The 11,601-nt window shown below is 69.3% G+C and carries 11 protein-coding genes; 8 read left to right on the top strand and 3 right to left on the bottom strand.

Features of this window, described 5'->3' with window-relative positions:
* Positions 1-3 precede the first annotated feature (3 nt).
* Together AB0I59_RS40465 and AB0I59_RS40460 are read left to right on the top strand one after the other, a co-directional pair.
* Positions 4-222, top strand: coding sequence for a biotin/lipoyl-binding carrier protein (locus tag AB0I59_RS40465; RefSeq protein WP_061254255.1), 219 nt, complete (start codon positions 4-6; stop codon positions 220-222).
* 18 nt (positions 223-240) lie between these two features.
* Positions 241-1,578: an acetyl-CoA carboxylase biotin carboxylase subunit gene (locus AB0I59_RS40460; protein WP_358142024.1), complete on the top strand. Its 1,338-nt coding sequence runs from the start codon at positions 241-243 to the stop codon at positions 1,576-1,578.
* A 310-nt stretch (positions 1,579-1,888) separates the two neighbouring features.
* Here the strand turns inward: AB0I59_RS40460 and AB0I59_RS40455 are convergent, their stop codons facing one another.
* Positions 1,889-2,341 (bottom strand): hypothetical protein, encoded by a 453-nt coding sequence (locus tag AB0I59_RS40455; RefSeq protein WP_358142021.1) that lies wholly within the window; start codon positions 2,339-2,341, stop codon positions 1,889-1,891.
* A gap of 565 nt (positions 2,342-2,906) precedes the next feature.
* Positions 2,907-3,575 (bottom strand): TetR/AcrR family transcriptional regulator, encoded by a 669-nt coding sequence (locus AB0I59_RS40450; protein ID WP_358142018.1) that lies wholly within the window; start codon positions 3,573-3,575, stop codon positions 2,907-2,909.
* A gap of 245 nt (positions 3,576-3,820) precedes the next feature.
* Here AB0I59_RS40450 and AB0I59_RS40445 point away from each other — a divergent pair, with 245 nt between their 5' ends.
* The 3 genes from AB0I59_RS40445 to AB0I59_RS40435 all read left to right on the top strand — a co-directional run bounded on the left by AB0I59_RS40445 (position 3,821) and on the right by AB0I59_RS40435 (position 7,299).
* On the top strand, positions 3,821-5,266 hold the full coding sequence (locus AB0I59_RS40445; protein ID WP_358142015.1) for an APC family permease: 1,446 nt from the start codon (positions 3,821-3,823) through the stop codon (positions 5,264-5,266).
* A gap of 43 nt (positions 5,267-5,309) precedes the next feature.
* Entirely contained in the window at positions 5,310-6,497 is a 1,188-nt protein-coding gene (locus AB0I59_RS40440; protein WP_358142012.1) for a saccharopine dehydrogenase family protein, read from the top strand.
* A gap of 337 nt (positions 6,498-6,834) precedes the next feature.
* Positions 6,835-7,299: a hypothetical protein gene (locus tag AB0I59_RS40435; protein WP_358142009.1), complete on the top strand. Its 465-nt coding sequence runs from the start codon at positions 6,835-6,837 to the stop codon at positions 7,297-7,299.
* A gap of 109 nt (positions 7,300-7,408) precedes the next feature.
* On the opposite strand, the gene AB0I59_RS40430 is transcribed toward AB0I59_RS40435, so the two are convergent.
* The gene (locus AB0I59_RS40430) at positions 7,409-8,017 is read right to left on the bottom strand and encodes a TetR/AcrR family transcriptional regulator (protein WP_358142006.1); all 609 of its coding nucleotides are present in this window, start codon (positions 8,015-8,017) and stop codon (positions 7,409-7,411) included.
* Between the two features lie 133 nt (positions 8,018-8,150).
* Between AB0I59_RS40430 and AB0I59_RS40425 the strand changes: the two genes are divergently transcribed.
* From AB0I59_RS40425 to AB0I59_RS40415, 3 genes are read left to right on the top strand one after another with little or no spacing between them, the layout of a single operon-like run.
* A complete protein-coding gene (locus tag AB0I59_RS40425; RefSeq protein ID WP_358142003.1) occupies positions 8,151-9,296 on the top strand; it encodes an acyl-CoA dehydrogenase family protein in 1,146 nt (381 codons plus the stop codon).
* Between the two features lie 37 nt (positions 9,297-9,333).
* Positions 9,334-10,551, top strand: coding sequence for an acetyl-CoA C-acetyltransferase (locus AB0I59_RS40420; RefSeq protein WP_358142001.1), 1,218 nt, complete (start codon positions 9,334-9,336; stop codon positions 10,549-10,551).
* Between the two features lie 48 nt (positions 10,552-10,599).
* Entirely contained in the window at positions 10,600-11,355 is a 756-nt protein-coding gene (locus AB0I59_RS40415; RefSeq protein WP_061254274.1) for an SDR family oxidoreductase, read from the top strand.
* Positions 11,356-11,601: the final 246 nt, after the last annotated feature.

Raw genomic sequence — 11,601 nt, 5'->3', positions numbered from 1 at the left:
ATCATGCATGAAGTACGCACCGAGCTGACCGCCAGCGTCTGGAAGATCGTCGTCCCGGTCGGGGCCTCCGTCCGTCAGGGGGACGAGATCGCGATCCTCGAGTCGATGAAGATGGAGATCCCGATCGAGGCGCCGGTGAGCGGAGTCGTCACCGAGTTCCTCGTCGAGGAGGGCGCGGCCGTCCAGGAGGGCGACCTCCTCGCCCGCATCAGCGCCGACTGACCGTTAACAGGAGTTTCGATGTTCAACTCCCTCCTGATCGCGAACCGGGGCGAGATCGCCGTACGCGTCATCAGGACCGCGAAGCGGCTCGGCATCCGGACGGTAGCGGTCTTCTCCGACGCCGACGCGAGCGCCCGGCACGTCGAAGAGGCCGACACGGCCGTCCGGATCGGCCCGTCGCCCGTCGCCCGGTCCTACCTCGACGTGGACGCGATCCTCGCCGCCGCGTCCGCAAGCGGCGCGGACGCCATCCACCCCGGCTACGGGTTCCTCTCCGAGAACGCCGATTTCGCCCGCCGGGTCCAGGCGGCGGGCCTGGCCTGGATCGGCCCGAGTCCCGACCGCATCGCCGAGATGGGCGACAAGATCAGGGCTCGTAACCTCATGGCGTCCTATGGCGTGCCGGTCTCGCGCGGCACGTCACAGGCCCTGGCCGACGCGGCCGCGGCACGTGCCGAAGCGACGCGCATCGGCTACCCCCTGATGGTGAAGGCCGCCGGCGGTGGAGGTGGGATCGGCATGACGGTCGTCCGGCACGAGGCGGATCTCGACTCCGCCTTTCAGACCGCCCGGGGCCGGGCCGAGCGGATGTTCGGCTCCGCGGACATCCTGCTGGAGCAGTACATCGAGCCCGCCCGCCACGTCGAGGTGCAGATCCTCGGCCTGAACGACGGCCGGGTCCTCGTGCTCGGCGAACGCGACTGCTCGATGCAGCGCCGGTTCCAGAAGGTCATCGAGGAGACACCCTGCCGGGGCATCTCCGACGACCTGAGGGAACGGATGCTGGCCGCCAGCCGTCGCGCGGGGGAGAGCCTCGGCTACCGCGGGGCCGGCACGCTCGAATACCTCGTCGACCCGCGGACCGAGCAGTTCGTCTTCCTTGAGATGAACACCCGGCTGCAGGTCGAGCACCCGGTCACCGAACTCGTCACCGGGATGGACCTCGTCGAGGCCCAGTTGCTCGTGGCCGCCCACGAAGACGGCGAACTCGCGGAACCCGCTCGCGAGAACCATGCGATCGAGCTCAGGATCTACGCCGAGGACCCCGTCAGGATGCTGCCCTCACCTGGGCGCCTCGAACAATGGAAGGAACCCGTCGGCGAGCACATCCGCATCGACTCCGGCTATCGCGCCGGTGACGAGGTGAGTCCCTACTATGACCCCCTCCTGGCCAAGCTGTGCACGGTCGCGGCGAGCAGGGCAGCAGCGATCAAGCGCGCCCGGCAAGCCGTCGGCGAATTCTCGGTCACAGGGGTGAAGACCAACCTGCCGCTACTGCATCGTGTACTCGAGGATGATGCCTTCATGAGAGGAGACTTCGACACGCGGACCCTGGCGCGCATCGCGGAAGGGTGAACCCGCAGGAGCGGAGCATTCATGAACCGCTCCGGCTGGTTGCGTCCATTCGCCATTCGCGGCCAGTCGGTCTCATCCGGGTACATGAGCGCTTCCTCGATCTGCGCGCGTATGGCGGTCAGCGGGCTGCGCAGGTCGTGGGAGGCGTCGGAGGCGAATCGGAGTTGCTGTTCGACCGCCGACTGGGCCCGGTCCAGGGTCCGGTTCGCGATCTCGGCGAGGTCTCGGAGCTCGTCTCGGTATTTCGGTACCGGCACCCGGTGGCCGAGGCCGCTCGCGGTGATCTGGGCGAGCTTGCCGCTGATGGCGCTCACCGCAGGGTCTTGCCGACGGTGCGGTAGGTGCCCGCCGCGGTCGCGCCGACGAGCAGGAGCCAGCCGACAGCGAGCGGGATCAGCAGCCGAGGGCCCACATACCAGGGGACGTCGGCGACGGCCATGTCGAGCCGCCAGACGCCGTTGTCCCGATGGAAGGGATACTCGATAATGATCTTGCACCGCCCGGGGAACACCGGCCCGTCACACCGCCTCTCGGTCGCGAAGGCGTCGACGTCGGGCTGCAGGTTCGTCATCGGCGGCTTGCCCGCCATATCCGGGGTGGCAGCGACAATCGTCCCGACCTGATCGAACAGCTGAACCGCCGCGCCTGACCGGCCCGCCGCCAGGTGGGGGGATACCCCGCCGCGTACCTGCTTGGCCACGTTCACCGCGTGGGCGACGAGCTGCTTCGTCCGGTACTCGATGGCGGCCTCCCGCACCGCCACCAGGACCAACGCCGCGACGGCGGTGCAGATCAGCTCTACGGGGGTTCCCCGGGGAGGACCCTACTACGGCAGCTCCACCCCATCCCGGACCGATCGGCGGTCGGTGCGCCCAGCCCGCCCATCCCGGCTGGCCATGAGACGGCAGGCGAGATCCGAGACGGTTCCCATGTTCACTGTGACTCGCTCGACGAAGGAGGCGCCCGACTTTGTCCCAGCGGCAGCGCCATGAGTACGCCGCAGTCCTTCCTCATGGCCTCCCGGTCGCCATTGGCAAGCCACCCAGGAGTTCCCCATCCTGACAAAGCAGGGCGGGTGCGCACCGCCTCCGGACCTGATCCGCCAGGTTCGAGCCGGTGTACTTTTGAGGGATGTAACGACGCCGGTTCCTCGCGTGCTCCTCTCCATCCCGCTACCGGACCCGCACCATCTGGCAGTACTGGCACGTCCCGGCTTTGTCAGGACTGCTCCCACCCTCCGACCCGGATCAGGTGGCCCCCAGCTCCAACTCCCTGCTACGACAGGGCAGGCGGCGAAGGTCTTTCACCTCCACTCGAATCACAGCGCCTCAGGGCGCAGACCGTTCGACGGCACCGGAACTCGTGGTTGCGTGTCCCGGAGCAGCGTGCAGGCTGCTGATGGTGAGAGGTTCGGCCAGGGTGGCGAGGTGGGCGGCGAATTGGTCGATCACGGCCAAGGCGGCTGCGGAGTCGTGGTCGGTGAGCCAGCTGAGGCCGAGGCCGTCGATGACGGTGACGAGCAGGCGGGCGAGTATGGGGACCGGGACCGTCCAGCGGACCCCGGCCTGCTCGGCCCATGCGGTCAAGGACCGGTTGGCGGCGTGGAGGTAGCCCGCGTACTGCTGCCGTGCCAGGTCGGCCAGCTCCGGGTTGCGTAGGGCGTAGGTCGTGATCTCGTACAGGACGAGCTGCTTGTCGGGCGGGTCGATGATCGCCTTCCACAGGACGTGCAGGCCCGCGCGTACGCTCTGCTCGATGTCGGGGAGCGGATGAGTCGGCAGTTCGGCACGGTCCGCCAGCTCCGCGACGGTGACCGTGATGAGCTCACGCAGCAGCTCGTCCTTGGAGCGGAAACAGTAGTGGAACACGCTCTGCGGCATGCCCGCCTCGGCGGTGATGGCTCGAGTCGTGGCCTCGGCGATCCCGTCTCGCGCGATCACGCGTAGCGCGGCGTCCAGCAGCATCGCTCGGCGGTCGGCCGCCGCCAGCCTGGTCACTTCTCCTCGCCTCGCTCCCTGCAGATCATTCCTAGGCAGGATGCTATCAGGCATCCGACTTGGTCGATTGACATATTCGGGTGACCAATACACACTGGCGCTCACTCCCTGCGGTGACCGGCGTCACAGTCCGGCCCCACCGCTGTCCTGAGAGGCGGCCGCGCATGTCGCAACCCGAGTCTCGTCCGCAGAGCCCATCCCCGACGCTCCGGGCGAACCTGAGCGTGTCGAAGATCGTCTTTTTCGTGATCGCGGCGTCCGCCCCACTCGCCGCGATGATCGGAGTGCTGCCGCTGTCGTTCGCGCTCGGGGGCGGCGCGGCGACGCCGGTGATGTACGTGGTCGCGGGCGTGATCCTGCTGTGCTTCGCCGTCGGATACGCGACGATGAGCCGTCACGTCACCAGCAGTGGGGCGCTGTACGCGTACATCCGCGCCGGGCTGGGCCGCCGGTCGGCCGTGGCCGCCGCGCTCATCGCGCTGCTCTCCTATAACGCGCTGGCCGTGATGCTCGTGGGGGCGTTCGGCTACTTCACGCGGCTGATCCTGCAGATCGGGTTCGGCTTCACCGCGCCGTGGGCGGTGTACGCCGGGATCGCCATCGCAGTCGTGGGGGTACTCGGATACCGCAACATCGACATCAGTGCCAAAGTGCTCGGGCTGCTGATGGCCGCCGAACTGTTCATCCTGCTCGTGTTCGACCTCTGCGTGGTCGGGAACAAGGGCGTCCAGGCCTTTCCGCTCGCCTCGCTGGACGTGTCGACCCTGAGCCAGGGGGCGATCGGGCTCGGCCTGATGTTCGCGTTCAGTTCGTTCCTGGGCTTCGAGGCCACCGCCGTCTACGGCGAGGAGACCCGTGACCCGCAGCGGACCGTACCCGTCGCGACCTACACCGCCGTCGCCGTCGTCGCCGTCTTCTACGGCCTGACGAGCTGGATCTCGGTCGGCGCGATCGGCCCGAACCACGTACGGTCGGCGGCCGAGCAGGAGCTGGGCAACCTGTTCTTCACGATGGCTGAGCAGTACGCCGGCAAGACCGTGTCCGACGTGATGACGCTGTTTTTCCTGACCAGCCTGCTCGCGTCGCTGCTGGCCGCGCACAACTCGGTAAACCGCTACATGTTCGCGCTCGGCCGCGAGCGCATCCTGCCGAGCCGGTTCGGCAGCCCGCACCCCAAGCACGGGTCGCCCGCGCGGGCCAGTCTGGTCCAGACCATGATCAACATCGTCGTTGTGGGCGGCTTCGCCGTCGCCGGACTCGACCCGTACCTCACCCTCTCGGTCAGCATGTCGGCGCTCGGCACCCTCGGTGCCGTGCTGCTCCAGGCGGCCGCGGCCGCCGCAGTGCTCGGCTTTTTCTGGAACCGGCCCGACCGGCACTGGTGGAAGACCGGCCTCGCGCCCGTGCTCGCCCTGCTCGGCCTGGCCACCGCAGTCGTGCTGATCGTCGCGAACTACGCCGAGCTGACGGGCGTGCACAGCGTCGTCATCAACTCGCTGCCGTTGCTGTTCCCGGTGGTGGCCGTCGCGGGCTGGCTGTACGCGCTCTGGCTGCGCCGCGAGCGGCCCGAGGTGTACGCCGTCATCGGGCGCTCCGTACCCCGTCGGCCCCCGGAACCGGCCGACATCACCGACGGCACACCCCGATTCCCGTCGGCGGCGAGCGCGAGTGAGCCGACCCGACCCGAGTGACCTCGACCCGACCGTCACACTCATCCTCGGCCAAGGAGCAACCATGCAACACACCGCAGGCGATCCGCTGACCGTCCTCGTCGTCGGAGGCGCGGGAGCGATGGGGCGGCACACCGTCCGCACCCTCGCCCAACTCGGCTCGGCCAAGCACCTCGTCGTCGCCGACCTCGACATCGAACGCGCCGCGCGACTCGCCGACGAGATCGGCCCGGTCGGAGAGGCCCTGGCCCTAGACGCGACCGACCCCGAGGCGATGCGCCGCGCTTTCGCGGGCTGCGACGTCGTCGTGAACACGATGGGGCCGTTCGCGCACTTCGGGACCCCGGTCCTGCGCGCCGCACTCCAATCCGGCTGCGACTATGTGGACATCGACGACGACTGGGAGGCCACCCTCGAGGCCTTCGAGCTCGACGACCTCGCGCGTGCCAACGGCTGCCGCGCGGTGATCGGAATGGGCGCGAGCCCCGGAACGTCCAACCTGTGCGCGGTGCTCGCCGCCGCCCGACTCGACACGGTGGAGGACCTGTTCACCGGCTGGCAGCTCAGCTCGGCGGTCGTGGAGCCGGAGCCGGACTACCCGCCGTCCGGGAACGCGGCCGCGGCCGCCCAGCACTGGCTGCTCCAGTGCAGCGGCACCATCCGGGTATGGGAGGGGGGCGCGCCCGCCGAGGTCAAGCCGCTCGACCGCGTCGACTTCCGCTTCCCCGGCGTGGGCGACGTGCACGCCTTCACCATGGGGCATCCGGAGGCGATCACGCTGCCCCGTGCGGTCGGCGGCCTGCGCCGCTGCCTCAACCTCCAAGCGGGGCCGACCGAGTTGTTCGACCATGTCCGGCCGATCGTCGAGGCGTACGAAGCTGGGCGGATCACGCTCGCCGAGGGCGCGCACCTCGTGGAGAGCCGACCCGACATGGAGGGCATCGGCACAGACGCCCCGCTGCCCGACATCTGGGCGCTCGCCCGTGGCACCCGCGCTGGTCGGCCGACGTCGGTCGCCGTGTACCCCCACGCCAAGCTGCCGGGCAGGATGGGAGGGCACACCGGCATCCCGCTGGCCCTCGCGGTCGAACTGCTGTGGCAGGGCCGGATCGACCAGGTCGGCGTGCACACTCCCGAGACCGCGATCGACCCGGAGGACTTCTTCGGGCTCTACGCGCGGCTCACCCAGCCACCGGTCGGTTCGGTCGACGATGTCCTGACGATCGTCGAGGAGTCCACGGACGGAGCTTGACGCTCGCCTATCTCCGACCGGCGTCAGCGCCGCAATTTGGGCAAGTCTGACCCGCTGGACGCCTACGCCGCAGCCGACGCCATGCTGGCCGGCCGAGCGCGCGCACTGCCCAAGGGCGGCGACGGGATCGCCGAGTCGATCCGGGCCGTGCACCTGGCCCGCTCAGGCGCGATCAAGGCCCGCACCGCCTGCATCAACGAGCTGCGCAGCCTGCTGGTCACCGCACCCACCGAACTGCGCGAGCGGATGGCCGGCACGTCAGCCCAAGCGCTGGCCGCGGCCTGCGCGTGGCTGCGCCCGGCCGCAGAACTCGCCGATCCCATCCAGGGCACCAAGCTTGCCCTGCGCAGCCTGGCCCACCCGCTACCAGGCCCTGACCGCCGAGATCGAAGATCTCGATGCCCACCTGGCGGCCCTGGTCGCTCAGGCCCGCCCCGAGCTTTTGGCCGTGCACGGAGTCGGGCCCGAGACCGCTGCCCAGCTACTGATCACCTGCGGCGACAACCCCGACCGGCTCGCCTCCTCCCGCCCATACGGCCAGCGCGTTGAGGAGGCCGGGGAAGCGGGTGTCGAGGTCGGCGCGGCGCAGCGTGACGGCCTTGTACCCGTCGTCGGCATCATGGCCGCGGCGGCCAAGGGCACCGCCGGCGGCCCCTACGTCGCGTACAGCGGCATCTCGATGGACGCCGCCCACGTGACGGGGGCTGCCGCGACAAGTTGCGTGATTCGTCGGCGAAGTTGCTCTTCACTGTCGAGGCACTCCTTCGGCAGGCACGTTCGGCGGCGCACCTGGTCGGAATGACCATGAGCGGGTGATCGTGCTGGATCCGGTTCCCGGCCATCCATCGCTCCAGGAAACACACGGAGGGGGGACCTCGGCGAGCCTGGCGGACGCCGAGGTGAGCACGCTTCTACGCGCGTGCCCCGACGATGCGAAGGGCCAGCTCGCAGTAGTGGTCGGCGATGTCATGGTCGCTCCATTCGCCGTCGTCGCGGTACCAGCGGGCGACGTCGACGCCGAGTGAGAGCAGCGCGAGCGCGGTCATGCGCGGGTTGGCGGTGTGGAACACGCCGCGCGCGATGCCGGCCTCCACGATCTGGCGCATCTCCTGATCGATGGCCCGCCGGACGGCCCGGATCTCCGCGTAGTGCTCCGCGCTGAGGGCGGAGAGCTCGTAGTTGACGATGCGTGCGCTCGTGTGGCTGCGGGCGTGAAACGTGACGAACTCCCGGACGGCGGTGAGGAGCTGCTCCGCCGGGTCGTCCGAGCTCGCCCTGCTCTCTCGCAGGAGCCGCAGCGTGGCCTCATGTCCCGACCGGGAGATCTGGTAGAGCAGCTCCTCCTTGGATTTGTAGTGCACGTAGAGGGCGGCGGGGCTCATCCCGGCCGCCGTTGAGATGTCGCGGGTGGTCGTGCCGTGGAACCCCTTGGCGGCGAAGGCCTCCACGCCGGCGGCGATCAGCCGGTCGCGGGCGTTCTCGGGGCGGCTCTCCCTCGTCTTCGGGTGGGCGTCCGGCACGTTTTCGCTTTCTGTGATCTTCCTTTTCGGCCCATACGGCCGGGGCGTTGACAAGGATGTCGCAATTGGGGAACGCTAAGCAAGCGCTTAGCGGTAAGCAAGCGCTTAGTTACTCTTCTCGTGCGAGGTGCCGGTGAGACGCAGCATTTACGACTCCGACCACGAGGCGTTCCGTGGTTCGGTCAGGGAGTTCCTCGGCCGGCACGTGGTCTCGCACACGGACCGGTTCGTCGAGGAGAGGGGATTCCCACGGGAGCTGTGGATCGAGGCCGGCAAGCAGGGCTTTCTCGGCCTTGAGGTCCCGGAGGAGTACGGGGGCTCGGCGGCGGGGGACTACCGCTACAACGCCGTCCTCGCCGAGGAACTCGCCGGGGTCACGGCGGCGCTGGCGTCCTGCCTCGGCATTCACTACGACGTCGTGGCGCCGTACCTGGTGGAGCTCACCGACGAGGAGCAGAGGCGGCGGTGGCTGCCCGGGTTCTGCTCCGGAGAGCTGGTCACGGCCATCGGCATGACCGAGGTCGGCGGCGGGTCAGACCTGGCCGCGTTGCGCACCACGGCGGTGCGCGACGGGGACGCCTGGGTGCTCAACGGGTCGAAGACCTTCATCACCAACGGCTACTCGGCGGACCTGATCATCGTGGCCGCGCGCACCAGCCCGGAAAAGAGGGCCAAGGGGATCACGCTCTTCGCCGTCGAGGCGGGGATGGAGGGCTTCACCCGCGGCCGGAAGCTCGACAAGGTCGGCCAGACGGAGTCCGACACCGCGGAGCTGTTCTTCGACGACGTCCGGGTGCCCGACGCGAACGTCATCGGCGAGATCGACCGTGGCTTCGCCCACATGATGGAGCGCCTGCCGCAGGAGCGCCTCGGCGCGGCGGTCGGCAACATCGCCCACGCCGCGCAGATCCTCAAGGAGACCATCGAGTACGCCAAGGAACGCAAGGCGTTCGGACAGCCCGTGGGCTCCTTCCAGCACAACAAGTTCCTGCTCGCCGAGCTGGTCACGCGGATCGAGGTGTCCCAGGCGTACGTTGACCAGGCGGTGATGGCGCACGTCGAGGGACGGCTCACGGCGGTGGACGCGGCCAAGGCGAAGTGGTGGTCGGCGCAGGCGCAGAACGATGTGCTCGACGCCTGTGTCCAGTTGTACGGCGGCTACGGCTACATGAACGAGTACCGCGTGGCCCGCGCCTGGCGCGACGCCCGCGTCACGAAGATCTGGGCCGGCTCCAACGAGATCATGAAAGAGCTCATCGGCCGGGACCTCGGTCTCTGACCGTCGACACGAACCCGGAAAGCAGAGGGAAACACCCATGCCCGAAGCAGTCATCGTCGCCACCGCCCGGTCGCCGATCGGCCGCGCCGTCAAGGGATCGCTGAAGGAGATGCGGCCGGACGATCTCGCCGCGCGGATGGTGCGCGCGGCACTGGACAAGGTGCCCGAGCTGGACCCGGCCGACATCGACGACCTGATCCTGGGGTGCGGCCAGCCGGGAGGCGAGTCCGGGTTCAACATGGGCCGCGCCGTCGCGGTCCTGCTCGGCCTGGACGGCGTCCCTGGTACGACGGTCAACCGGTACTGCTCGTCGAGTCTGCAGAGCACCCGGATGGCGATGCACGCGATCAAGGCAGGCGAGGGGGACGTGTTCGTCTCCGCCGGTGTCGAGACCGTCAGCCGATTCTTCAAGGGCAACGCCGACGGACTCCCGGACACCGAGAATCCCGTGTTCGCCGAGGCCGTGGCGCGTACCAGGCGGTTCGCCGAGGGCGGCCGGACCTGGTCCGACCCCCGGGAGAGGGGCGATCTGCCGGACGTCTACATCGCGATGGGACAGACCGCGGAGAACGTCGCCCAGCTCAAGGGGATCAGCCGGGCCGAGCAGGACGAGTTCGGCGTCCGCAGCCAGAACCTGGCCGAGAAGGCCATCGCCAATGGGTTCTGGGCGAGCGACATCACCCCCGTGATGCTCCCGGCCGGCACCGTGGTCAGCAAGGACGACGGCCCGCGGGCGGGCGTGACCATGGAGGCCGTCGCCCGGTTGCAGCCGGTGTTCCGGCCCGACGGGACCGTGACCGCGGGCAACTGCTGCCCGCTCAACGACGGAGCCGCCGCGGTGGTCGTGATGAGCGATACCAAGGCGCGGCGGCTCGGGCTGACCCCGCTGGCCCGCATTGTGGCGACGGGCGTCTCCGGGCTCTCGCCGGAGATCATGGGGCTCGGCCCGGTGGAGGCGTCCCGACGGGCGCTCGCCCGCGCCGGGATGACCATCGACGACATCGACCTGGTGGAGATCAACGAGGCGTTCGCCGCCCAGGTGATCCCCTCCGCCCGCGAACTGGGCGTCGACGTCGACAAGCTCAACGTCAACGGCGGCGCGATCGCGGTCGGCCACCCCTTCGGCATGACGGGTGCCCGGATCACCAGCACGCTCATCAACTCCCTCCGGTTCCACGACAAGCAGTTCGGCCTGGAGACGATGTGCGTGGGCGGCGGCCAGGGGATGGCCATGATCCTTGAGCGCCTGAGCTGAGAGCGCGATCCGAGTGAACGGCCGGAGGAGAGACGGGGATAGACGGAGATGACGAGAAGGTTCGAGGGCAAGACGGCGATCGTGACGGGCGCGAGCCGCGGCATCGGTTTCGCCATCGCGGAGCGGCTGGTCGCCGAGGGGGCGCGGGTCTGCGTCACTGCCCGCAAACAGGAGGCGCTGGACGAGGCGGTCAAGGCGCTCGGCGGCCCCGGTCACGCGATTGCGTCCGCCGGAAGGAGCGACGACGTCGAGCACCAAGAGCAGACGGTCCGGCGCACCCTGGAGACGTTCGGCAGCGTCGACATGCTGGTGAACAACACCGGCATCAACCCCGTCTACGGACCGATGGTCGAGCTCGACCTCGCCGCCGCGCGTAAGATCTTCGAGGTCAACTGCCTCGCCGCCCTGTCGTGGATCCAGCAGGCGCACCGTGCCTGGATGGGGGAGCACGGGGGAGCGGTCGTGAACGTGTCGTCCGTCGCCGGCGTCAAACCGGCGCCGGGCATCGGCTTCTACGGCGCGACCAAGGCGATGCTGACCTACATCACCCAGGATCTCGCGGTCGAGCTCGCCCCCGGGGTCCGCGTCAACGCCGTCGCGCCGGCGGTGGTGAAGACCAGGTTCGCAGCCGCTCTGTACGAGGGGCGGGAGGAGCAGGTCGCGTCGGAGTATCCGCTGAAGCGGCTCGGCGTCCCGGAGGACATCGGCGGCGTCACGGCCTTCCTACTCTCGGAGGAGGCGGCCTGGCTCACCGGTCAGGTCGTCGTGGTCGACGGAGGGCTGACCCTCACCGGAGGCGTGTGACCCGCGCCACGCGACAGGCCAACAGCACGGCTTTCAGGCGCTGCTGCCGCTCGGTCCCGGCGGCTGAGTTTTGCTCTCCAACGGGCAGGTGTGGCGCTTGTTGATCCACGTGGAGGACATCGCAGACGCGTTCGTCGCACTACTCGACAGGGCGGTCGGCGTCCCGTCGCGGGACGGTCAGTCGCCGCGGTAGACGGCGGGGCGCCGCTCCATGAAGGACCGGACGCCTTCGAGCACGTCCCGGCC

The organism is Microtetraspora glauca (genome assembly GCF_040656155.1).
In the GTDB taxonomy this organism is placed as follows: domain Bacteria; phylum Actinomycetota; class Actinomycetes; order Streptosporangiales; family Streptosporangiaceae; genus Microtetraspora; species Microtetraspora glauca.
This window is presented reverse-complemented; position numbering and strand designations above follow the sequence as displayed.

What these genes read in the sequence shown, in the direction of transcription:
- AB0I59_RS40465 (WP_061254255.1), top strand. Translation starts at nt 4, where the DNA reads ATGCATGAAGTACGCACCGAGCTGACCGCCAGCGTCTGGAAGATCGTC.
- AB0I59_RS40460 (WP_358142024.1), top strand. Translation starts at nt 241, where the DNA reads ATGTTCAACTCCCTCCTGATCGCGAACCGGGGCGAGATCGCCGTACGC.
- AB0I59_RS40440 (WP_358142012.1), top strand. Translation starts at nt 5,310, where the DNA reads ATGCAACACACCGCAGGCGATCCGCTGACCGTCCTCGTCGTCGGAGGC.
- AB0I59_RS40420 (WP_358142001.1), top strand. Translation starts at nt 9,334, where the DNA reads ATGCCCGAAGCAGTCATCGTCGCCACCGCCCGGTCGCCGATCGGCCGC.
- AB0I59_RS40415 (WP_061254274.1), top strand. Translation starts at nt 10,600, where the DNA reads ATGACGAGAAGGTTCGAGGGCAAGACGGCGATCGTGACGGGCGCGAGC.